Raw genomic sequence first — 23,085 nt, 5'->3', positions numbered from 1 at the left:
CCACTTGATACTGGAGTTATCAACAGAAGTGATTACCGTTCCCTATGGATTCGGAACAAATTTTACTGACACTTGTTCTGGTCTTACTTCCATTACTGTAATGACTTGATCAATAATTTGCGCAGCCTGCTTCTTCTCTAATACATCACTTGTTACGACGACTTTATATTTATCATTCAATTCTTTCGATATAACAGCAATTTCATACGTTTCCATAAGATCGTTTTCAAGCTCCGCTACTTTAGCCATTTTATCTTCAAGTTGCTCCATCTCAGCTAATGCCGCCACAGACGTTGCTTCATCTACACTTACATCGGCAACAACTGACATAATACGATTTTCTTCTGCCTCATATTGCTGCTCCCGCTTTGTAAGCAATTCACTGAACTCACCACCTTCAAAATAGCCTTCTGCTTGTAATTGCTGCAAAACTTCTTGATCCAATTCACTTATCATGTAACTAGAACCGTCCTCATTCGTTCCTGATACCTCTGTCGCAAGTCCATCTTCTGGCGTACTCACTTCAGCTACATTTTGTAAATTAGTAGCATCTGTCACTTGATCTTTCCCACCAATATCTTGTGTGAACAAATAGTATGCGGATAATACCACCATCAAACTAAGCATTGAAACCAACCAAATTGTTTGTCTTTTTGTATTCATTATGAAACCCTCCATATGATCATTATTTTTTGCTTGGCACTACTGAAATTCTTGTCGGTACTACATTCATTCCTTTTTCAACAGCTTGTATAATCAATTTCCGTACAGCTGCATCCTCTGCGCCTTCTGCTACAATTAATACTCCACGAATGCGCGGGTTAATAATTTTTGTAATGAGAGGCTGTTGACCGCCACTTGCCTGATACAATACGACCTGTCCATCTGAGGTTACTGTCGTAATATGTCTCGTTCCGCCGTTACGATCGTTTTCTTCTGTCGAGCTCTCACTCGTATTCAAATTTCGCTCAACGACTTTTTCTTCTGTAGATTCAACCGTAACCATAACGCTGACTTTTCCGACACCAACCATTTTCTCAAGGATCTCCTTAAGTCTTTCTTCTAATGGTCCCTCAACTGTTGCAAAGGATGAAGCAGCGGTATCGCCATTACGGAAAACTTCCTCTGTAGCAGAAACGGTAGGTGGTTGTTGGTCAACCGTATCGATTTTTTCGAGTGAGAAAAATGAGTTAATAAGCATTAGGAATATGCCGATTGCTCCGACGATAACTAATCCTTGAATAACCTTCACCCGTTTTTCTCCACCCGGGCCGCCACCAAACCACTTTTCAATAAATTTCAACCATTTCACCACCTTATGTCTCCCGATTTGATATACCGCTAACTTTTGGCTTGTACGTAAATTTGATTTCCATTAACATTCCAGCCTTCTGTCAGGATGGATATGATTTGCATAGCTTGCTCATCTTGAACTGCATAGTACCCACGCTGTAGTTCTGGTAATTGTTCAACTTCTTGCTGCTCTGTAGTTTCGGAACCTTCAATATCAGATGTTTCCACCTTTACTTGAACATCGTTCACGACAATCTCTTCTAGCGTAGCAACATCCTCCACTTGATCCTCGGCTAGCTCTTGCTTAATCGTAACCGTAATCGAAGCTATATATGGAGATTGCTCTGCACCTCTGCCTTTGTTCCAGCCTAATTGAACCGAAACCTGTTGAACCTTTGCATCACTTTGGTGTAGCAATTGCTGCTTCATCGCTTCTTCTAATCCGCGAATTGTCAATTGTTCTGATGCTTGCTCGCGATCCGCTGCCAATTGTGAGGCGCGCTCGTTAATTTCATCGAGCGTGGGGACATTTAACTTATCCGCTTGAAACTGTTCATCCCATAAGGAGTAGCCTGCCGCCAATTGTGAGTGAAAATCTTTCTGGAAGAGATTCAATAACGGATTGAGCATCGTGAGTAGCAATATTAATCCAATGACTAATCGCGAATAGCGAAGCATCTTGTTGTTTGGTAATACTAATTCAACAATAACGGCCAACAAAACTACTGCAATAATACTTTGTAGCCAGTCTGCAAGCCAAGCTAACACATTATCCTCACCTCCTTATCGGTAGTTCAAATTATTCCTTTCTACTTTGTTCTTCATAGTTGTCTATACCGTGCTACTCTCGCTCTGTAACGCCATTTTTGGCGCTACAGATGTCTATACCGTGCTACTCTCGCTCTGTAACGCCATTTTTGGCGCTACAGAAGTCTATACCGCACTATTCTCGCTCTGTAACGCCATTTTTGGCGCTACAGATGTCTATACCGTGCTTTTCTCGCTCTGTAACACCAATTTTGCTGCTACAGATGTCTATACCGTGCTACTCTCGCTCTGTAACGCCATTTTTGGCGCTACAGATGTCTATACCGTGCTACTCTCGGTCTGTAACACCATTTTTCGCGCTACAGATGTATACACCGTGCTTTTCTCGCTCTGTAACGCCATTTTTCGCGCTACAGATGTCTATACCGTGCTTTTCTCGCTCTGTAACGCCATTTTTGGCGCTACAGAAGTCTATACCGCACTATTCTCGCTCTGTAACGCCATTTTTGGCGCTACAGATGTCTATACCGTGCTACTCTCGGTCTGTAACGCCATTTTTGGCGCTACAGATGTCTATACCGTGCTACTCTCGCTCTGTAACGCCATTTTTGGCGCTACAGATGTCTATACACCAACAAATCAGCACTTCTCTGCAAAGACCTGAGTAGTTCAAAATGATCACTTGTGATTACGATGTATGACCTCTAAGCTTACTCGACTGCGAATATGGCAGTCACCGCACCATCACGGTAGCGTTCCCTGCTGTTATAATAATTGTGACAGCTAGGAAAAACATTAAACTTACTGCTGCCAGTGCTGCAAATACATAGAGCATTGTCTTACCAATCGTTTGCAGGCAGGCGGCAATCGGCGAATCTCCGAGCGGCTGCATAATCGCTCCTGCAATATGATAAATCATGGCCAGGGCAATTATTTTGATCGCAGGGAAAGCGCAAATTATGAGTAGAACAGTTACACCTGCTAGTCCAATCGCGTTTTTCGCTACCAACGATGCTGAAAGGATAGTATCCGCTGCATCTGAGAACATCTTTCCTACAACGGGTACAAAATTGCCTGTTACAAACTTCGCAGTTCTAAGTGCAACCCCATCTGTAATGGAACTGGTCGCTCCTTGTACGGAGATGACTCCAAGAAACACCGTTAGTAGAACTCCCAGTACTGTAACTGCAATGCCGCGTAACATATTGGCTAACTGAGTTACTTTGAAACGATCTGTCATTGCACTAACAATATGTAAAACTGCTGAGAAGAACAGCAATGGAAATACAACAAGATAGATTAAAGTTCCTACAATATGAATCATAAAAATGATTAAGGGATGCATAACCGATACAGTAACCACCCCACCCATCGAAGCTAACAATGTGAGCAATAAAGGGATCATGGCCAGCATAAACGTGATCATCTCTTCAATCGCTTCCCTCGCATAGCCAATTGCTACACTGAAACTATTAATCGCGATCGTTACGAGCACCATAAATACGATGGAGTAAGCAACTTTACTAATTGCATTTCGTTCAAATGCGTTCTGCAGTGTTTCTAGCATCATACTGAATACTGCTAACATTACAATAATGATAAGAAGTTTACCGTTATAAATGATTTCTTGAACAAAGTATGCTAGCAGTCCTTTAATGACTGAACTAATTTCAAAATGATTTCCTTGATCCGAGAACATAAGTTCATTAATAGTAGGAAGCTGCTTATTAGGGAAATATTGACTATATTCCTTGCCCATTTGCTCCCAATACTGTTCAATCGTATTCGTGTCTAGTGAATTAACTTGCTCCTCAACCCAGGTAGATGTCATATCGGAGGAATATTCATTATTTGGCGTACTGCTCGCTTCTACAATTGGCGAGAAGCAGCTAAATACTGTGATCATGATCATCCATCCGAGTAGGCTTCTTACTACTCTCATCTGGTCTTCCTCCTATCAACTTCCCGTAGGAAGTAACGATAGCAATGTTTCGATAATGACATTTATAATAGGTATTGCTAGGACGAGTATGAATACTTTCCCAGCAAACTCGATTTTCGAAGCAATATTTTCTTGTCCTGCATCTCTCACCATTTGCGCACCAAATTCTGCTATATAAGCAATCCCTATTATTTTGAGTACCGTCTTCAAGTACACATCGGGAATTCCAGATTTCGTTGCCAGTTCATTCATTACAGTAATGACCGCATCGATCTTCCCTATAACGAGCAGAAAGATGAAAGCACCTGTAAATGACGTGATGAGAAATGCGAATAATGGCTTTTGATCCTTCAGCACTAAGACGAGTATTGTCGCTATTAAGCCAAGCCCTACTATTTGAATGATTTCCACAGCATTCACCTACTGAAATAGAAAAATCGCCTTAATTTCTTGAAATAGCTCTCCAAGTAGATCGATGACCATGAACAATCCTACAACAAAACCCATTACCGTCACCCAATGCGCCATATCCTCTTTCCCCATTTGCTTCAATACCGAATGTATAATCGCAATAATAATGCCGACCCCCGCAATTTGAAATATTGCTGTCACATCCATTTTTATCATCTACCCCTCTTACACCATCAATATAACGATTAGTACAGCACCTAATGCCCCCAAGCTTCTCCACATCTTCACGAATTTATCTTGCTCTTCTCTTGCCGTTACCTCTTCAGTTTTCAATTGCAATTGCGCAAGCTGGAGATGCTTCTGCTGATCTTCTGAGTCACTCATCCCAAGCACGGAGCCCATTCTAAGCAAAACTTCCTTCTCCCTTGTTTTCATCGAAGTGGTAGACCAGCATTGTTCAACCGCTGTAGTCCAAGCTTCCTTTAGCGAAAGCTCTTGTTCCCCTTGTAGTAAATTCGCAGTCATTTGAAAAAGCTCGCGGATCGGTTGCTCGGTTGCTTCTGCTGTTACAAGACATGCTACTGGTAAAGCAGTTCGTCCATAATTGATTTCTGTTTCTAGCCGTTGCAGCGCATGGATGAGAATTCGTAACTCTTTCGCACGATCTACATATTTTGCAGCTTGCAAAAAACCAACGGCTGTTCCAGCGAATAGAATGAGCAAAGCACCCAATAACTTAATCATTATCCTCCCTCCCTTATTTCCTCCACCGGCACAATGCGATGCATAAACCCTTTATCACTGCGGCGCAGTTCAATAATATTAGCGAATACTTTCTCATCAATTAATTTCATTATTTCTTGGCGCCCAAGTACTTCTAACACATCATTTGCATGTGCTGTAGCGATAACCTTCACTCCTGAGTGCGCTGCTTCACGGATAGATACGGCATCTTCTAAGCGACCAATTTCATCAACGACAATGACTTCAGGTGACATTGACCTGAGTAACATCATCATTCCTTCTGCCTTAGGGCAAGCATCCATTACATCCGTTCTAGGGCCCACATCAAATGTAGGGATTCCTCTCACACAAGCTGCAATTTCTGAACGCTCATCTACAATACCAATCTTCATCGGTAATCGTTTGTTGCCATCACCGTAGCTTAATGATCTAGCAATATCACGTAATATAGTTGTCTTACCCTGCTGTGGGGGAGAAATAATAAGTACGGATTGAAGACCGCCTCGCATCGGCATAAATAATTTAGGTAATAATTGATTCGATGCCCCGATTACTTCGCGCGCGATTCTGATATTGAAGCCGCCAATATCTCTTATTCCTCTTACAAAGCCACCATCCAATATTGTTCGACCAACAATACCAATACGATGTCCGCCCGCAACTGTAATATAGCCGCGTCGTAATTCTTCCTCCATCGTATACAAAGAAAAATTCGTAATTTTCTCAAGTAGCTTACGACATTGCTCCGTAGTAGGATGATAGGCTAATCTCGAATCCTTCTCGTGTTGCCCCGCTTCCGTTACAAAATAGAAGCTCCCTTGTAGCGTAATTTCTAATGGTCTGTGCTCACGAATCCTTATTTCTTCAATGCCATTCTTCATGTCAGCTGGTAGTTTCTCCAGCAGCTTTTTTATTTCAATTGGAAGTAGCTGAACAATATCTGCTAGCATCGTAATGGTCACTCCCTACAAAATGCTCTTGACGATACATATTTATGCTTGTCTTTTCAATAATATCCCTATTTATTTCATTCATTCTAATAGCTTGCTAGAGAGTATCCGAAATGCTAGGTTGCGCCACCGTATAAAGGTTATGTTTTGTTTGACACCTGCCTAATTATTGCTGCATATAATAGCAACATAATGAGTAGAGCGAAAGAAAGAAGGATGGTCTATGCGAGTACAAGTTATTTCCAATGCAAGTGAGGCACATCAGGGGAAATTTATTGGAAAAACTGCTATAGTTATCGATGTTTTCAGATCATCAAGCTCTATTGTGAGTGCATTAGCTTCTGGTGCTACATGTGTCATTCCAGTAGAAACGGTAATGGATGCTAAGCAAATATACAGAGAACATGACTTACTTGGAGGGGAACGATTTTGCAAGCGTATTTCAGGATTTCATTATGGGAATTCACCTATGGAGTATCGAAGTTCACAGCTTCAGGATCGCAGAGTCATTCTTACAACGACGAATGGAACTAGAGCCATCCATCGCTCAAAGAGAGCTTCAAATATATACATTGCCAGTCTAAACAATGCCAAAGCTTGTGCGAATGCTGCACTTCGTAGTGATAACGACCTTGTCATTTTATGCGCGGGTAGCCACGATCAGTTTACATTAGAGGATGGATTATGTGCGGGGTATATATTGTCCTATTTATTAGAGAATGCTGCTACTACGGATCAAATCGTCCAGATTGATGATTTCGGCAAAGCACTGCTTGCCTTATATGAACATAATAAAAACAACATTTCACATGTCATTAGCCAAGGCATTTCTGGAACAAGGCTGCAAGAGCTTAACATGACAGCGGATATTGAAGATTGTGCAAGACTTGATGTGTACGATATTGTACCCGTCTATCTTAATGGAGTTGTCGTCGCTTTGGGCACACCGTAGGGCTTCTCCCCAAAATAAAAAAGTTTCCGTATTCACTCGACTTCATAACGAGTAGATACGGAAACTTTTATTTGTATGATGCTGCTTATCTTCTTTCAGAAGGTCCGCCTACGAAAACTTGTTCCGTTGCGTCAAGACCATAAGCTGTGTGTAACGCTACGACAACTTCAGTGAGTTTTTCCGCACTGATTACACATGACACTTTAATCTCAGAAGTACTTACCATATTAATGCTAACTCCAAGTGAAGAAATAGTAGAGAACATTTTCGCTGCAACACCAGGGTTACTTACCATACCAGCACCTACGATAGATACTTTTACAAGATTGCCCTCGGAAAGGGTCTCACGATATGGAACGACATCTCTAATGCCTTCGATAACTGAAATTGCTCTCTCTTTATCATTACCAGCAAGAGTAAAGGCAAAATCAGCTTTACCATTTTGAGTTCCACTTTGCACAATAATATCAACATCAATACCGTTATCAGCAAGTGCACCGAACACATTTGCTAATACACCAGGGACATCTTCCACGCCATTAATAGTAATTCTCGCTACGTTTTTATCAAAGGCAATACCGCGAACAACTACGCCTTGTTCCATAATCGCTTCCTCCTTCACGCTTGTGCCTTCATTCTTTGTAAAGCTTGAACGAACGACTAACGGTACATTATTATGCTTCGCATATTCCACCGCTCTAGGATGTAATACTGCTGCACCCAAATTCGCAAGCTCTAGCATTTCATCATATGAAATCTCATCAAGCTTACGAGCATTTTTCACGACGCGCGGATCTGTTGTATATACACCATCAACATCTGTATATATTTCACAAACATCTGCGTTAGTTGCTGCTGCAAGTGCTACTGCAGTTGTATCAGAGCCACCACGACCAAGTGTCGTAATTTCGCCTGCTTCACTAGCACCTTGGAATCCAGCAACAATCGCAACATATCCTGACTCAAGCGCTTCTTGTAAACGTCCAGGCTGGATATCTACAATTTTCGCCTTACCATGTACAGAATTAGTTTTCATACCCACTTGCCATCCCGTAAAGGACTTCGCTTTACCACCAGCAGCTTCAATCGTCATCGAAAGAAGTGCGACAGAAATTTGTTCCCCTACTGTAAGTAACATATCCATCTCTCTTGCCGATGGATTTGCATTTAACAATTTCGATTGTTCAATCAAATCGTCTGTTGTATCACCCATAGCTGAAACAACAACTACTATTTCATTACCCTCTTGTTGTCTTTCAATAATTCGTTGTGCAACACGTTGCATTCTCTCGGGCGTTCCCACGGAACTACCACCAAACTTCATCACAATCAAAGACAAAGCTGCTCACTCCCAACCTTGACATGGTAATTAAACCTTTATTTACATATGCATACGGTTATATATTATATCACCCATTGCATCTAATGAATACACTAGCACGAAAAAAAGCTGCTTGAAGTATTCCAAGCAGCCGTAGTTACTAATTATGCACGAGAGACGTACTTACCTTCACGAGTATCTACTATAAGTACATCACCTTCGTTAATGAACAATGGCACTTGAACATTATGTCCAGTTTCAAGCTTAGCACTTTTGGTAGCACCTTGAGCAGTGTTACCTTTAACGCCTGGTTCTGTTTCAATAACTTTCAATTCAACGCTGTTTGGAAGTTGAATCCCCAGAATTTCTCCATTATAGCTTGAAATATTAACGTTCATGTTTTCTTTCAAGAAATGTAATTCCCATTCCAGTTGTTCTTCACTTAACGTAAATTGATCATAAGATTCATTATCCATGAACGAGTACTCTCCAGCAGCGCCGTATAAGTATTGTACTTCGCGATTTTCAATGATCGCACGACCGATTGATTCACCTGCACGGAATGTTTTTTCAACTGTGTTACCATTACGAAGATTTCTCAGCTTGGAACGTACAAACGCTGCGCCTTTACCAGGTTTAACGTGTTGGAATTCTATTACTGTGAAAATATCGCCTTCTACTTCAACTGTTAAGCCTGTTTTAAAATCGTTTACTGAAATCATGAATGATTCCCTCCTGAAATAATTTTTCATTACAATTAAAGTCCGCTTTTTGAACTACCTAATTACTATGAAAGTTCAAAAATCGGGCTTTCAGAACTACCTTACACAAGTATTAGTTCTTTTGGTGACTTGGTCAGTATTTCAATGCCTGAATCTGTGATTACAATATCATCCTCGATTCTTACACCGCCAAAACCAGGGATGTAAATACCAGGCTCAACTGTAACCGTCATGCCAGGTGTTAATATTGTATCGCTGAAGCGTGATAGTCTAGGTGCTTCGTGAATTTCCATCCCGATGCCATGTCCTGTACCATGTCCGAACAGCTCACCATATCCGTAATTTGTAATAACATCTCTAGTAAACGCATCCGCTTGCACACCGGTAACTCCGGGCTTAATGTTTGCCAAAGCTTCCAATTGTGCTTCAAGTACGATGTTGTATATTTCAAGATGTTTTTCACTTGGCTTACCAACAACAACTGTTCTTGTAATATCTGAGCAGTAGCCTTTATAGTAAGCACCAAAATCTAATTTAACAATTTCATTATTACCGATTATTCGCTCACTGGCAATACCATGCGGTAATGCTGAACGTTCACCAGAAGCAACAATCGTATCAAAGGATGAACTCGTTGCACCATTGGAGCGCATAAACATCTCTATCTCTAGAGCGATATCCAGCTCCCGAACGCCTGGTTTAATGTAATTCAATATATGAGCAAAGGTACGATCAGCAAGATCAGCTGCTTCTTGAATAATTTGAAGCTCCGCTGGCACTTTTATCATACGAATTTGTTCAACGAGTGCTGAGGTTGGAACGAGTTCAATGCCAGTTAGTTCATTTTCCCAGTGCTTGTATTGGGCAAATGTAATATGTTCTTGTTCAAATCCAACTTTGTGTAGGCCAAGCTTTTGTAGCAAAGCTTTAATTTCAACCATTGGTTGTGACGTATACTCAAGTACTTGATAGCCGGTTGCCTGCTCTGCTGCTTGAGTACGATAACGGAAGTCCGTTAACAAATATGACGCCGATGTCGTCAATAATAATGTACCTGCTGAGCCTGTAAATCCACTAAGATAACGTCGATTAATTGGGCTATCGATGATGATTGCTTCTAATTGCTTCTCCTCTAATAGAGAATGAAGCTCGGATGTTCTTGGGTTTGTCATAGTCATTACCTTCTTTCAACATTCATTAAAGTAGCTCAACCATTATGTTGAGACAATTGCGCGACTAGCGCCTCTAAGCCCATCGTGTAGCCAAGCGGGCCGAAGCCGGCGATTTGTCCTACAGCGACCGGTGCAACTACAGAATGATGTCTGAATTCTTCTCTCTTATGTATATTCGAAATATGAACTTCTACAACTGGTAGTGAAACGGTACTTAGCGCATCACGTATAGCATAACTATAGTGTGTCCATGCCCCTGGGTTAATAATAATTCCATCCAAATTCCCATATGCTGCATGAATACGATCAATCATTGCACCTTCATGATTACTTTGGAAGAAAGTAACTTGCACCCCAAGCTGCGAAGCTTTTTCGGAAATCATTTGCTCAATAGCCGAAAGAGATAGTTCTCCATATACACCAGGTTCACGAATACCAAGCATATTCAGATTCGGTCCATTTAACACGTCAATACGATGCATATGTTGCACCTCCCAAATTGCCCTCAATAGCTCATACATTGAGCCTTTGATATTTTACCACAAAAACGAGCATGTTGAGAAGTCTAACTTAGTTAATTATGTTGTTTGAGCAGGCTCACGTGAAGCTTCATCTGTAAATTCGAATGCAATGGAATAACCGATGAACAATCCCCATACTACAAATAAGCATAAATCAGTCATAGCTAATGTAAATCCTACACCCGTTTGAATATGTGTAATTCCAATGATAGGTCCAAGCCCAAAGAGGATGCCCCACCATCCTAAGCCATACCATAATCCTGGCCAAGCTCCTTGCCGATTACGAAAAAGCCACATATATACAACACTTGCTACTATTGAAAATGCAATAAATGAAAGACTTCCTAACGTTTGACCAAATCCAGTTGTAATTTGCTCTTCATGTAACCAATTGCTTATGAGAAACGATACTGGTTCCTTAGTGAAATTGCAATAATAACTAATCATTCGTATACAACTCCAAAACAAACCAGAAAAGAAACCAATATATACAGCATATGCCAATGGCTTAGTTACACCTGTTCTCTTGAAATTCCGAAAAATATTGTTCATCATACTAGCCTCCTAAAGTTCTCTTGTTCTAGTATGGATAATTCCAACTATTCTTAATCGTTCGCTAATGTAAACATGGACGATTTACCGTTTGCCAGTCCTTCATCGCCCATTCGTAAGTCGTTGGTAATATCGAATAAAATCAAGTACAATAGAACAATAGATTGTAGCATAGGAAGGAGACTTTTTTTTGTCAGATAAATCTCGTAGTATTTATGGCGGACAAGCCGTCATTGAAGGCGTAATGTTTCAAGGAAAACATGTAAATGTAACTGCAGTTCGTCGAAAAAATAAAGAAATAGAATATTTAGAGGTCCCTAGAACGTATACAAGTTGGGTTCAAAATCTAAAGAAGATTCCTTTTTTACGCGGAGTCGTTGGTATTGTTGAATCGAGTGCAAAAGGGTCTCAGCATCTAAATTATTCTGCGGATGCTTTTGCAGAAGATCAAATGGATGAAATGACCGAAGAAGAAAAAGAGAAGGAACGAGCTAAAGCAGCCAAAAGTGAAGGGAAATTCAGTCTTGGAATGATACTGAGCGTTGCTGCAATTGGTGTACTTTCTTTCATTTTTGGTAAACTGATCTTCACCGCTGTTCCTGCAGCATTAGAGGAATTATTTTTCAAAAATATGTTTGAAAGCAAAGTCGGACATACGGTATTAGAAGGACTTATTAAAATTATTTTATTACTAGCCTACTTATACTTTCTCTCATTAACACCAATGATTAAACGTCTTTTCCAATATCATGGTGCAGAACATAAAGTTATTACTGCCTATGAAGCAGGCGTTCCACTTACTGTAGACAATGTACAGAAATATACACGATTACATTATCGTTGTGGTTCTAGCTTTATTATTTTCACCGTAATTGTCGGAGTAGTCATATACTCCATGCCAATGTTTACATGGGATACGATTTGGGAACGAATTTGGATTCGTCTTGCATTGCTGCCAGTTGTGCTTGGTATTTCTTATGAAGTACTTCGTCTAACTAATGCCGTTCGTGAAATACCTGTATTACGTTTCCTTGGTTATCCTGGACTGTGGTTACAACTTTTAACTACAAAAGAACCAAAAGATGATCAAGTTGAAGTATCAATTGCTTCATTTAATCGTATGCTAGAATTAGACAACAAGATTGCTCAAGGAACTACACCTACAAAATAAAGTGAAGGGAGCATCACTGAATGAAGTTCCGTCATAGGTTCAGTTCTCTAATCATATTTGCTTTATTAGTATTTGGCATCGGCATAACGATCAAAGAGCAGCCATTTATGGTTATCATTCCATTAGTTATTTTTGGCGTAGTATTCTATTTGATCAAACGTCCTCCGTCCTTCAATCGCAATGAGAAACAAGCGAATGCTTATCGTAGCAGCGTGAAGACGACAAAGCAAAGTAAACCGAAAAAAGATCGTCCTCGTTCAAAATCTGTTCCTTTCAAAGTTATTGAAGGTGGCAGAGACGATAACGATACACCGCGCTTTCACTGATGTACGACACTAGCGACGCTACTAAATTATGTTTGTAACGAAAAAGGGAATGAGCTCGGTTGACGCCGAACTCATTCCCTTTTCTTTTGTATATATCATCACGGTTCACCGTAGTAATCAGTGCTTGACGAGATCAAAATCAACCTTGATTGATATTCAACCACTGATTTTGGTCTTGAGTCATCCTCACTAGAAGTTATTATTTCCTACTGCACTGTTCGTTGTTTACGATGAGATGCGTAGTTCTCTAACCAACGGAAAAGAGCGGAAAGTAGCAGCGCTGTACAAAGCTTCAATGCCATGTCAACGAGCCTTACAGGTTCACCACTGAGGAAACGTTCATATCCATAATAAACTGGAGATGGTATGGATGAACCAATCAGAGCATAAAGTCTGAATGTCGCCATATGTGTAAGCGTCAATACGATAGACAAACCGAAAGGTAATAGTGCAATATTCCGGTTACGACTTATCGCATAAATAATAAACGATTGTACCGCTAAAAACAGACTACCAACTAATATTCTCTGTAAATTCAAGTCATTAATGCCTGCTGTAGTATCATATTCGCCACTAAAAAACAGAACTTGAAATATCGTAAATTCAGAACCGCTGCCAAACGTAACAATTAAATATTGAAAATATACCTGCAAATACCCGCAAACGAACAATAGTGGAACCGATACTAAACAAAGCCGGTCAGCATGCTTTCGCGTTAGTAATAATGATAAGCATAACAATAGCATCACGATGCATACCGCAGGCAAAAGCTCGATATAACGGTTATGGATTCTAAATTGGCTTAAGATCGGTCCTCCGATCAGTGATAATATAAGTGAAAGAAATAAGCCAATAGCTACTAAACGAATCAACTTCCCGGAAAACCCAAAGGTTTCTTGTGTTAAGCGGTCGTTCAGTTCTTCTGGAGATCCAAACTGCTTTATTGACCTGTCGATCGCTTCTTCGCGGCAGAAGCCCTGCTCAACTGATTGCTGTATAGAGCAATCGAGATGGCTCTCCATCTCTTCAGCATATTGACGTTTCTCCCCTTTTGTCAAATAACTACGTTGTAAGATGTGGTCTATGTACTGTCTGACCTTGTCCAACTGTCTCACTCCTTAGAAAAAGATTAATAATTCGCAAATTATCCTCCCACGATTTCTTACTTTCCTCCAACTTCTTCAAGCCCTGCTTCGTAATATGATAATAACGGCGCCGTGGACCAGATGTGCGGTTATCCCAGTAACCTTCGATGTAATTGTTCGCTTCCATTCGTTTCAGAGCCGGATACAATGTTCCTTCCTTCATCTCAAAAAGCCCCGCAGTCTCTTCATTTACGACTTTCGAGATTTCATATCCGTATGCATCCTCACGTTGCAGTACAGATAGAACAATAGCATCTACGTATCCCTTTATCATTTCATTTCGCATTTAGTGCACCTTCTCTACATAGTATTTCTATGTATATAGAATAACAAAATAAGGAATAATTTTCAAGTTTTTTTGTTATATTAAGGTCATGGTCATATAACCTCCTTTTCTCTGAGCTATGCTTTATGTCAGTTTCAACGTATAATTCAAAAAAAGCAGCCCTCAAAGGACTGCTTCACCGTTCTCATCATTAGACTATCGTTGCGTTAGCGTAATGACTTCCTAGGAGCATCTACCAACTCGCTGAAAATCCTTGGCTTTGTAATTCTCAATAAATCTCAATCCAAATAGGGAGTACTAGAAAAATTAATGCAACAATTACGCTTATAGAAAGCATTAGCATTCCAATATTTTCTCCCAAGACTGCCCCAAAATCATTGTAGTTCCTTTTAGATATTAATACTGCAGCTAACCAAAATGGTATTGATGCTAAAAAAGGATAGTGAAAACCATCTGTTCCATTTGAGTATATATCTAGTCCAAGTATATTAAAAAGAGAATGGCTTACAATAAAGTCATTTCCAAAATTCCAGTTCATTAAGAATCCAAAAAGCAGTAGAACTAAAGCAAACGTTCCATAACCAAAATCTTTCCTTATCGCCATAGTGCATCCCCCTAGCAAATGTTATACATAAATTATAACACGGATACCCGTAATTTTCCAAATTACCAAAAAGAAAGCCTTGTCTATTACTGTTACTTTGGAAGTACTACACACTCTCCTGTCCATTAGCATAGCGACTTTAGTTCCAATACCATTCGACGCTACTGACATTCTCATGCAACTTTTCTAATATACTCAGTAGTCACCCAACATTGAACCAATTAATTCATACTTTTTCACTCGATGTAATGCCTTCTCATTATAAGGACGAAGGATTTCTTTGACAACAAGCTGTCTAAGATATTTACATGCAGTCCCTTGGCTGATTTCCAATACACGAATAACATCAATTGGATGAATGAATCCATTTTTTTGAATTGCTAATTTAATAATATCTCGCTCCACTTTACAATATTCCCCACTTTTACGTTTTACATTTTCAACACGAGAATGAACAATAAGTTTAACCATAGATTTGACTAACTCGCTATTAATCTCAAGTTCATCATATGCAATTGAAATTACTGTAAACCCCATTCCATGTAATAACAACTCTCTACCGAGCTCTCGCCGATATTTCGTTCGATCAGTTTGTTCCACGTGAGGCCCATAGCCTTTTATTTCAAAAGCAATACGGATATCATTTTTCCAATATAGTAAATCAATATAAAACTTCGATCCCCGCCAATCTGCAACTTCGTACTCTGGATGCATATCTTCCAATGTACCAAATAACGGCCACCAAACTTTAGTCAAAAATAACTTTTCGCCATGACTATGTCCTCGCTTCAATCTATCCTTACTTTGTCCCGACCTTTTCCTCAAATGCTGAGATAGCCAATCTTCATGCACCTCTTCGAACTTCACTCCCATCACCTCACAAAAGTTTTCAAAAACAAAAAAATCCCGTACCCCAAATTGGAGTACAGGATGTGCTTCATCACAATATACTTGAAAACATTGTATCATAGAATACTTAGAAATATAATATCATAAATATCCAATTGTAGGATAAACTTGCTTTCCCACCTACGTCACCCACCAAAGTCCGTAACATCAATTTTGGCGCTACGATTACACTAAGCGAGCTATCCTAACTCTGTAACATCAATTTTGGCGCTACGACTACACTAAGCGAGCTATTCTAACTCTGTAACATCAATTTTGGCGCTACAACTACACTAATCGAGCTATTCTAACTCTGTAACATCAATTTTGGCGCTACGACTACACTAATCGAGCTATTCTAACTCTGTAACATCAATTTTGGCGCTACAACTACATTATTCGAGATACCCTAACTCTGTAACATCAATTTTGGCGCTACAACTACATTATTCGAGATACCCTAACTCTGTAACATCAATTTTGGCGCTATAGATACACTAATCGAGCTATTCTAACTCTGTAACATCAATTTTGGCGCTACAACTACACTAATCGAGCTATTCTAACTCTGTAACATCAATTTTGGCGCTACGACCACACTAAGCGAGCTATTCTAACTCTGTAACATCTATTTTGACGCTAGAGATACTAAGATTCCTACTACTCGAAGCGCAATAACCTCTTTTGAGACAGTGGTCACTTAACATAAAAATTAAAAAAGGGAAAGCCATCGGCTCCCCCCAAAAAAACTTCTACTTTCTAATGTGTTCAAAAATCATTTTCCAATGACCTTCGAACAACCTTTTTCCACTCTATTATTCTTCATTATCCAGCTTAGCTCTTAGCTGCTTATATTGTTCCATACGAGCAGGGTCTCTGCGGAAATATTCTACTAGAGTCTCGATACAAGTAATCGAATCAGAGCTCAAATGATGTTCAATACCTTCAACATCAGCATATATATTTTCTTCTTTCACACCAATCGTCTTTAGAAATTCCTCAAGTAATTCATGGCGTTCCATCAAGCGTTTGCCCATTTTTTTACCTTTGGGTGTAAGGATCAATCCACGATATTTTTCATAGATTAAATAATTATCTTTATCTAGCTTTTGAATCATTTTCGTTACAGAAGACGGATGTACAGACAAACCTTCCGCAATATCTGAGACTCTAGCATATCCCTTTTCTTCCATTAGCTTATAAATTCTTTCCAAGTAGTCTTCCATGCTCGGAGTCGGCATTGAAGAACCCCCTTACATTACTTCATCACCAGTTTAGCCTTGGTGTCACTCGTACTATGATACACTTTTTCATAGGAAGCCTGCAACCTTTTGTAGATTACTTAGTCCAGTTTAGAACTTCAGCCAATCTGGTGTAATGATATTAAGCCATATTGTAATCTCGGTCATCTGATCAGTAAATAACAGAATACCCATTAAAATCATCACAGCGCCACCGATTTTCATTACTAAATTTGAATATTTCAATATCCACCTAGATGATCCTAAGAAAAATGCTAATATAAAGAATGGAACTGCAAAACCAAGGGAATACGCAGTAGTTAGCTTGAACCATGTTCCTGGCTCTGCTGCCGCTAATAATATAATCGAAGCCAATGCTGGTCCAATACAAGGTGACCATCCTGCTGAAAAGCCTATTCCGAATATAAATGAGCTAATGTAGCTGCTTTTTTTAGGTATAAGGTTCATGCGCGTATCTTTCATTAATAATTGTGGTTGGAATATACCAACTAGTAAAAGTCCCATTACAATAATCAAAACTGCTGAAACTTGGCGAATGATATCCTTATATTCGGCGAAAAATTCACTAAATGCATTCGCACCGTAGCCTAGTGCGTAATATACCATACTAAAGCCAAGTATAAAAAAGAATGTGTGGCTCATCATTAGCCATCTCTTTTTAGATCCCATCTCATTTTCTTTCAGTCCTGCGACTGAAATACCCGTTATGTAGGATAAATACGATGGATACAATGGCAAACAACAAGGAGAAATAAATGATATAAACCCTACACCAAACGCTACCCAAATCGAAATTTCACTCACTTCTAGTCACCTCTTCTGCTTATAATCTACTTCTTAACAATAAATTTTTACCTAGCAAAATTAATAATAAGAAGGCAATTAATACAAGAACAATGGTACCTCCTGCTGCCAGATTCCATATACCAGCAACTAATAAACCGATAATTACTGCGAGCTCACCGATTAATACAACGATAAATATACTTTGTCGGAAGCTTCGAGCAAGTAGTAAACTACATGCAGCAGGAATCGTTAATAAAGCTGAAACAAGTAATCCTCCGACAATTTTAATAGAAACACTTATAACTAATGCAGTCATTACGCTAATAAGTATATTATAAAAACTTACAGGGACACCACTAACTGATGCAGCTTCCTCATCAAATGTAAGTAGAAACAATCCATGCATATGCTTACCGATTATGAATAGCACAACAACCGTTACACCAAATATCAACCATAGGTCACTCGAATTTAATGTATAGATGAAGCCGAATAAGAAGCTATTAGGGTCCATATTCAAGTCGCGACCTAGTGTAAAGAAGATCGATGCTAACGCGATTCCCCCAGACATAATAATGGCAAGTGACAATTCTGCATACGACTTATATGATTTTCTAAGTTTCTCAATCGCAAATGAAGCTATTAGTGCAAAGATCAATCCGAATAGAATCGGAGACTTCCCAATAACAAATCCTAACGCCACCCCAGCAATAGCTGCATGAGACAATGTATCGCCAATCATCGATAAGCGACGCAATACTAGAAATATTCCCATCAATGGAGCCGTTATACCGATTAGTATTCCCCCAATTAGTGCACGTTGGAAAAATCCACTCATCAAAATATCCAATCTATTTTCCTTCTTTCTTACTTTCCAATTGAGTGCGCAAATGCCGCAAGCTATGAGCTAGATTTTGCTCCACACAGTCTTGAGTTTCATGAGAATGACGCACATAGAAATTCAGCTTGCCTGAGCTTGCTGCTGGTTTCTCTCCAAGATATCCTTTGATCATATCCATATCGTGAGACACCATTAAGAACGTCATATTATGATGCTGATGCATATGCTTGATCATATGGAAGAAACTCTCTTGTGTCTCTGCATCGATCCCAACCGTCGGCTCATCGAGAATTAATAATGAAGGAGTGTTAATAAGTGCGCGTGCTAGAAATACACGTTGCTGCTGTCCACCTGATAATTGACCGATTTTTTTATCCGCCAAATCCTCTACGCCCATTGCCATCAGAGCATCATCACATTTTATGTAATCTTCCTTCGAATTTCTCCCAAACCATTTACGCTTTCCAACTAGTCCTGAAAGTACTACTTCGCGAACAGTAGCAGGGAACAAAGGATTGAGCGAATTTTTTTGCGGTACATAACCGATTTTCTCCCACGCCTTGAACTGTGAAAGCGGCTGACCAAATAATTTCACTTCGCCAGATGTTGGTTTTAACAAGCCAACAATCATGCGCAGCGTCGTTGTTTTACCCGCTCCATTCGTTCCGATTAAGCCAATGAAATCTCGCTCTTTCACACTAAAGCTAACATCTTTCAATATTTCCCGTTGCTGATAGGAGAACGATACCGAATCAACTGTAATAACATCACGGTGGCATGTAGCATCTATTTGTGTAGCCATCATTTCCTCCTAAAACTTTTTGTTTAACTGTAAGACAGCAAAACGGAGCTTATTAAGCTCCGCAACCAATCCAATACTACTATTGTAATGCTTGAACTAAATTTTGCAAGTTCAGCTCCATTAAACTAATGTAATCTTCGCCAGCCTTTTCTTGCCTTGTCGTTAGTCCTTCTAAAGAATATAGTACCATAGTATCAACTTTTGCTTCGGATGCAAGCATTTTCGCTAAATTATCCGAGACTAGTTCTTCAAAGAAAATATATTTCACACCGTTCGCCTTAACTGTCTTAGTAATTTCAAGAATATCTTGTGCTCTTGGTTCTGCATTAGGACTAAGGCCCATAATTGATATTTGCTCTAAATTATAATCGCGTGCAACATAGCCGAATGACTGATGTGATACAACAATTATACGTTTTGTAAGATTAGATAACGCTTCGGTATATTGTTGATCAATAGTTGTTAGTTTTTCCACAATAATATTATAGTTTTCTTCATACTGTGCGGCGTGGTCTGGATCAACCTTCACTAGACTTGCTTTAATATTACTCGCAAGAATTAATGCCGATTTGGGTGACACCCATGTATGTGGATCAGTCGTGTGGCTATGAGTATGTCCTTCATCTTCAGTGGTTTCTTCCTGATGGTCGTGTGCTTCTTCGGATGCAGCATCATGCTCGTGCTCGTGCTCGTGCTCGTGCGCTTCTTCTGTTGTAGCGTCATGCTCATGGTCATGTGATTCTTCTGTCGTAGCATCGTGCTCAGCTTCCTCGTCAGCTGTATCTATCAACGTCATGCCTGCACTAACTTCTTTTACAGTAACTCCACTATCAGATTCCAGCCCTTGCTGAAAATTTTCAATCCATGTTTCAAGTCCTGCTCCGTGATAAAGTAGAAGATCTGCATTGGAAGCTGTAATAAGATCTTTACTCTTAGGTGTCCAATCATGTGGTTCTACACCCGTTGCAATGAGATTAGTAACATCTACATGCTCTCCACCAATTTCTTTCGTTAAGTAATAAATAGGATAAAAGCTAGTTACCACTTGAATTTGTGAGGGATCCTTACTTGCATTCGTTGATCCTATATCATTACCACAACCAGTAATTACTACAACCATTGCGATAATAATAAGTGCGCTTAGACGCTTGCTCATTACTTTAATCATATTATAATCTCCTATAAATGCGTTTTTTAATAGTAATCGTTACTATTACGCTTTTCATTATAGTAGTTCAATAGAATAGTGTCAACTGTTTCATTCAGAGCAAAAAAAGAGCTGTTTATTGCCATCATTAGCAACAAACAGCTCTTTCATACACTTTATTATTTCACAATTGCACCATTAGGCATACTGTCTGGTACCGTTGTTAACGTCAGTTGATCATCTACAGAAGCTGCAAGGATCATTCCTTGAGATAGTTCTCCGCGCAATTTCACCGGCTTCAAGTTCGTTACACAAATAACTTTTTTGCCAACAAGATCTTCTGGTTTATAAAACTTAGCAATACCGGATACGACTTGTCGTTGCTCGTAACCTAGATCAAGCTGCAACTTCAACAATTTATCCGCTTTCGGTACAGGTTCCGCTTGAATGACCTGAGCAACACGTAATTCTACTTTAGCGAAATCTTCAATTCCGATCTCTTCTTTACTATCTGCAGGTTTTTCAATAGCAGGTGTAGGTTCAACAGTAGCACTGCCGCCCTTCATAGAGCTAGTAATGAATGTTACTTCCTCTTCAAGATCAAGACGAGGGAAAATAGGATCAGCTTTCTCTACTTTCGTACCTGCTGGGATTTTATTATAAATGGCAATGCTATCCCAAGCAGTTAATTCACCTTCAACAACTCCAAGCTGCTGCCACATTTGACGCGGTGCATGTGTTAAGAATGGCTGGATCATAATGCTAATCGAACGAAGAGATTCCGCTAGATGACCCATAACGGAAGCTAGCTTAGTAGCTTCTGCCGGATCTTTCGCCAATGCCCATGGTTGAGTCTCATCGATATATTTATTCGTGCGACTTACAAATTTCCAGATCGCAGTTAGCGCCACAGAGAACTCCATTTTATCCATTGCTTCCTCTACTTGCTTCAGCGTAGATAGCGCATAGCTTTCAAGTTCTTCATCAAATGTAGAAGTCACACCAAAGTCTGTTGGAATATTTCCTGCGAAATATTTATCGATCATCGCAATGGTACGATTCAACAGATTACCTAGATCGTTAGCAAGATCGAAGTTAATACGTTCGATAAAGTTATTCGGTGTAAATTCACCATCAGAACCGAATGGCACTTCACGTAGCAAGTAATAACGAAGTGCATCTAGACCATAACGATCGATAAGGACAACAGGATCAATAACTGTCCCTTTAGATTTTGACATTTTACCTTCCTTCGTCAATAACCAACCATGTGCAAATACCTTTTTCGGCAGCGGTAAATCTAATGCCATTAACATAATCGGCCAGTAAATCGTATGGAAACGTACAATTTCTTTCCCAACAAGATGCACATCTGCAGCCCAGTATTTCTCAAACATATCTTTTTTCGTATCATCACCATAACCGATAGCTGTAATATAGTTGGACAAAGCATCAATCCATACATAGATCACATGCTTTGGATCTCCTGGAACTTTAATACCCCAATCGAATGATGTACGCGATACGGCAAGATCTTCTAGACCAGGCTTAATAAAGTTGTTGATCATTTCATTACGACGTGATTCTGGCTGAATGAACGTTGGATGATCTTCATAATATTTCAGTAAACGATCTGCATATTTGCTCATACGGAAGAAATAGCTTTCTTCTTTCAGTAATTCAACGGGACGACTACAATCAGGACAGTTTCCGTTAACTAATTTATTTTCTAAGAAATAAGACTCACATGGTGTACAGTACCAGCCTTCATATGATCCTTTGTAAATATCATCTTGATCGAGTAATTTCTTGAATAACTTTTCAACAACGACTTTATGACGCTCTTCTGTTGTACGAATAAAATCATCATTGGAAATTTCTAGCTTAGCCCATAACTGTTGAATACCATGAACAATTTCATCAACAAATTCAATCGGAGTTTTACCACTTTTCAAAGCGTTTCGTTCGATTTTTTGACCATGCTCATCTGTACCCGTCAAATACCATACATCATAGCCACGTAGACGTTTATAACGTGCTGTAGCGTCTCCCGCTACTGTTGTGTAGGCATGACCGATATGTAACTTATCACTCGGATAGTAAATTGGTGTTGTGATGTAGAAGCTGTTGTTGCTGGACATTGGATCATCTCCTAAATTTAATATATTGTAGTTCAAAAAGTAGGCATATTCGCCACCGAATACGCTACGACAGCGTTACCTCGTGATCACAGTCAGCGATTTTGAACTGCCTCTAATACCGAAAAAAACGCAAAAAACTCTCGTCCAACATGGGACGAGAGCTAATACTCACGTGGTACCACCCAAATTCCAAGACTTGCAAAAATTGCGCTCGTCTTGCTTCTTAGATTGCCAACTGGCAATATCTTTATCGCAGACATACGCCTCGCCCTCACGTTATCCGCTCGAACAAGGAGCCTCCAAGACCATATTCCAACACCTTCAGCATGTCGGCTTCC

At 39.7% G+C, this 23,085-nt stretch carries 27 protein-coding genes and 1 other annotated feature (1 of these 28 running past the window's edge); of the genes, 4 read left to right on the top strand and 23 right to left on the bottom strand.

Translation table 11 applies throughout. The features are described from left to right. Nucleotides 1-42 precede the first annotated feature (42 nt). The 3 genes from AC1TPB_RS01605 to spoIIIAF are packed head-to-tail and all read right to left on the bottom strand — an operon-like array spanning nt 43 to nt 2,061. Nucleotides 43-663 carry a SpoIIIAH-like family protein gene (locus AC1TPB_RS01605; RefSeq protein ID WP_482074881.1) on the bottom strand — a complete coding sequence of 207 codons (621 nt, stop codon included), beginning with the start codon at nt 661-663 and terminating at the stop codon, nt 43-45. A 22-nt stretch (nt 664-685) separates the two neighbouring features. Then, complete coding sequence (gene spoIIIAG / locus AC1TPB_RS01600; protein ID WP_482063382.1) at nt 686-1,312, bottom strand: stage III sporulation protein AG; 627 nt, start codon at nt 1,310-1,312, stop codon at nt 686-688. Between the two features lie 29 nt (nt 1,313-1,341). Further along, nucleotides 1,342-2,061: a stage III sporulation protein AF gene (spoIIIAF, locus tag AC1TPB_RS01595; RefSeq protein ID WP_482074880.1), complete on the bottom strand. Its 720-nt coding sequence runs from the start codon at nt 2,059-2,061 to the stop codon at nt 1,342-1,344. 46 nt (nt 2,062-2,107) lie between these two features. Here spoIIIAF and AC1TPB_RS01590 point away from each other — a divergent pair, with 46 nt between their 5' ends. Next, the gene (locus AC1TPB_RS01590; protein WP_482074879.1) at nt 2,108-2,725 is read left to right on the top strand and encodes a hypothetical protein; all 618 of its coding nucleotides are present in this window, start codon (nt 2,108-2,110) and stop codon (nt 2,723-2,725) included. 69 nt (nt 2,726-2,794) lie between these two features. On the opposite strand, the gene spoIIIAE is transcribed toward AC1TPB_RS01590, so the two are convergent. Genes spoIIIAE through spoIIIAA form a run of 5 tightly spaced genes read right to left on the bottom strand, consistent with a single transcriptional unit; the run spans nt 2,795 to nt 6,108 of the window. Then, the gene (gene spoIIIAE / locus AC1TPB_RS01585; RefSeq protein WP_482063380.1) at nt 2,795-4,003 is read right to left on the bottom strand and encodes a stage III sporulation protein AE; all 1,209 of its coding nucleotides are present in this window, start codon (nt 4,001-4,003) and stop codon (nt 2,795-2,797) included. A 15-nt stretch (nt 4,004-4,018) separates the two neighbouring features. After that, nucleotides 4,019-4,414 (bottom strand): stage III sporulation protein AD, encoded by a 396-nt coding sequence (spoIIIAD, locus tag AC1TPB_RS01580; RefSeq protein ID WP_482063379.1) that lies wholly within the window; start codon nt 4,412-4,414, stop codon nt 4,019-4,021. A gap of 9 nt (nt 4,415-4,423) precedes the next feature. Beyond that, nucleotides 4,424-4,630, bottom strand: coding sequence for a stage III sporulation protein AC (gene spoIIIAC / locus AC1TPB_RS01575; RefSeq protein ID WP_373425830.1), 207 nt, complete (start codon nt 4,628-4,630; stop codon nt 4,424-4,426). 9 nt (nt 4,631-4,639) lie between these two features. After that, on the bottom strand, nt 4,640-5,158 hold the full coding sequence (gene spoIIIAB / locus AC1TPB_RS01570; RefSeq protein WP_482074878.1) for a stage III sporulation protein SpoIIIAB: 519 nt from the start codon (nt 5,156-5,158) through the stop codon (nt 4,640-4,642). Then, on the bottom strand, nt 5,158-6,108 hold the full coding sequence (spoIIIAA, locus tag AC1TPB_RS01565; protein ID WP_482074877.1) for a stage III sporulation protein AA: 951 nt from the start codon (nt 6,106-6,108) through the stop codon (nt 5,158-5,160). The genes spoIIIAB and spoIIIAA overlap by 1 nt, the downstream gene beginning before the upstream one ends. Before the next feature lie 223 nt (nt 6,109-6,331). Here spoIIIAA and AC1TPB_RS01560 point away from each other — a divergent pair, with 223 nt between their 5' ends. Continuing rightward, a complete protein-coding gene (locus tag AC1TPB_RS01560) occupies nt 6,332-7,060 on the top strand; it encodes a 2-phosphosulfolactate phosphatase (protein ID WP_482074876.1) in 729 nt (242 codons plus the stop codon). Nucleotides 7,061-7,145: 85 nt separating this feature from the next. Here AC1TPB_RS01560 and AC1TPB_RS01555 read toward each other — a convergent pair whose 3' ends face one another. From AC1TPB_RS01555 to AC1TPB_RS01535, 5 genes are all read right to left on the bottom strand, one after another. Further along, nucleotides 7,146-8,399, bottom strand: coding sequence for an aspartate kinase (locus AC1TPB_RS01555; protein WP_482074875.1), 1,254 nt, complete (start codon nt 8,397-8,399; stop codon nt 7,146-7,148). Between the two features lie 146 nt (nt 8,400-8,545). After that, complete coding sequence (gene efp / locus AC1TPB_RS01550) at nt 8,546-9,103, bottom strand: elongation factor P (protein ID WP_482063374.1); 558 nt, start codon at nt 9,101-9,103, stop codon at nt 8,546-8,548. Nucleotides 9,104-9,204: 101 nt separating this feature from the next. Beyond that, a complete protein-coding gene (locus tag AC1TPB_RS01545) occupies nt 9,205-10,275 on the bottom strand; it encodes a M24 family metallopeptidase (protein ID WP_482074874.1) in 1,071 nt (356 codons plus the stop codon). A gap of 35 nt (nt 10,276-10,310) precedes the next feature. Next, complete coding sequence (aroQ, locus tag AC1TPB_RS01540; protein ID WP_482074873.1) at nt 10,311-10,757, bottom strand: type II 3-dehydroquinate dehydratase; 447 nt, start codon at nt 10,755-10,757, stop codon at nt 10,311-10,313. A gap of 96 nt (nt 10,758-10,853) precedes the next feature. After that, entirely contained in the window at nt 10,854-11,351 is a 498-nt protein-coding gene (locus tag AC1TPB_RS01535) for a YqhR family membrane protein (protein WP_482074872.1), read from the bottom strand. 187 nt (nt 11,352-11,538) lie between these two features. Here AC1TPB_RS01535 and AC1TPB_RS01530 point away from each other — a divergent pair, with 187 nt between their 5' ends. Then, the gene (locus tag AC1TPB_RS01530; protein ID WP_482074871.1) at nt 11,539-12,519 is read left to right on the top strand and encodes a DUF1385 domain-containing protein; all 981 of its coding nucleotides are present in this window, start codon (nt 11,539-11,541) and stop codon (nt 12,517-12,519) included. Between the two features lie 20 nt (nt 12,520-12,539). Then, nucleotides 12,540-12,845, top strand: a complete 306-nt coding sequence (locus tag AC1TPB_RS01525) for a hypothetical protein (protein ID WP_482074870.1) — start codon at nt 12,540-12,542, stop codon at nt 12,843-12,845. A gap of 206 nt (nt 12,846-13,051) precedes the next feature. On the opposite strand, the gene AC1TPB_RS01520 is transcribed toward AC1TPB_RS01525, so the two are convergent. From AC1TPB_RS01520 to metG, 10 genes are all read right to left on the bottom strand, one after another. Next, a complete protein-coding gene (locus tag AC1TPB_RS01520; protein ID WP_482074869.1) occupies nt 13,052-13,951 on the bottom strand; it encodes a permease prefix domain 1-containing protein in 900 nt (299 codons plus the stop codon). Further along, nucleotides 13,908-14,276, bottom strand: a complete 369-nt coding sequence (locus AC1TPB_RS01515) for a PadR family transcriptional regulator (protein WP_482074868.1) — start codon at nt 14,274-14,276, stop codon at nt 13,908-13,910. Before AC1TPB_RS01515 ends, AC1TPB_RS01520 begins: the two co-directional genes overlap by 44 nt. A 268-nt stretch (nt 14,277-14,544) precedes the next feature. After that, a complete protein-coding gene (locus tag AC1TPB_RS01510; RefSeq protein WP_482074867.1) occupies nt 14,545-14,880 on the bottom strand; it encodes a hypothetical protein in 336 nt (111 codons plus the stop codon). Nucleotides 14,881-15,075: 195 nt separating this feature from the next. After that, nucleotides 15,076-15,747 (bottom strand): hypothetical protein, encoded by a 672-nt coding sequence (locus AC1TPB_RS01505; RefSeq protein ID WP_482074866.1) that lies wholly within the window; start codon nt 15,745-15,747, stop codon nt 15,076-15,078. Between the two features lie 836 nt (nt 15,748-16,583). After that, nucleotides 16,584-17,009: a transcriptional regulator MntR gene (mntR, locus tag AC1TPB_RS01500; protein WP_482074865.1), complete on the bottom strand. Its 426-nt coding sequence runs from the start codon at nt 17,007-17,009 to the stop codon at nt 16,584-16,586. A 111-nt stretch (nt 17,010-17,120) separates the two neighbouring features. Further along, the gene (locus tag AC1TPB_RS01495; RefSeq protein ID WP_482074864.1) at nt 17,121-17,834 is read right to left on the bottom strand and encodes a cytochrome c biogenesis CcdA family protein; all 714 of its coding nucleotides are present in this window, start codon (nt 17,832-17,834) and stop codon (nt 17,121-17,123) included. Between the two features lie 19 nt (nt 17,835-17,853). After that, entirely contained in the window at nt 17,854-18,666 is an 813-nt protein-coding gene (locus tag AC1TPB_RS01490) for a metal ABC transporter permease (RefSeq protein ID WP_482074863.1), read from the bottom strand. 1 nt (nt 18,667) lies between these two features. Beyond that, nucleotides 18,668-19,459: a metal ABC transporter ATP-binding protein gene (locus AC1TPB_RS01485; protein ID WP_482075077.1), complete on the bottom strand. Its 792-nt coding sequence runs from the start codon at nt 19,457-19,459 to the stop codon at nt 18,668-18,670. 79 nt (nt 19,460-19,538) lie between these two features. Then, complete coding sequence (locus AC1TPB_RS01480; RefSeq protein ID WP_482074862.1) at nt 19,539-20,627, bottom strand: metal ABC transporter solute-binding protein, Zn/Mn family; 1,089 nt, start codon at nt 20,625-20,627, stop codon at nt 19,539-19,541. Nucleotides 20,628-20,785: 158 nt separating this feature from the next. After that, nucleotides 20,786-22,747: a methionine--tRNA ligase gene (gene metG, locus AC1TPB_RS01475; protein WP_482074861.1), complete on the bottom strand. Its 1,962-nt coding sequence runs from the start codon at nt 22,745-22,747 to the stop codon at nt 20,786-20,788. Between the two features lie 147 nt (nt 22,748-22,894). Next, nucleotides 22,895-23,085 (bottom strand) — a binding site (T-box leader) (it continues 60 nt past the right edge of the window).

Source organism: Paenibacillus sp. Y951 (assembly GCF_056786395.1).
Note: the sequence above shows the minus strand (reverse complement) of the source record. Positions and strands in the feature narration are given on the sequence as shown.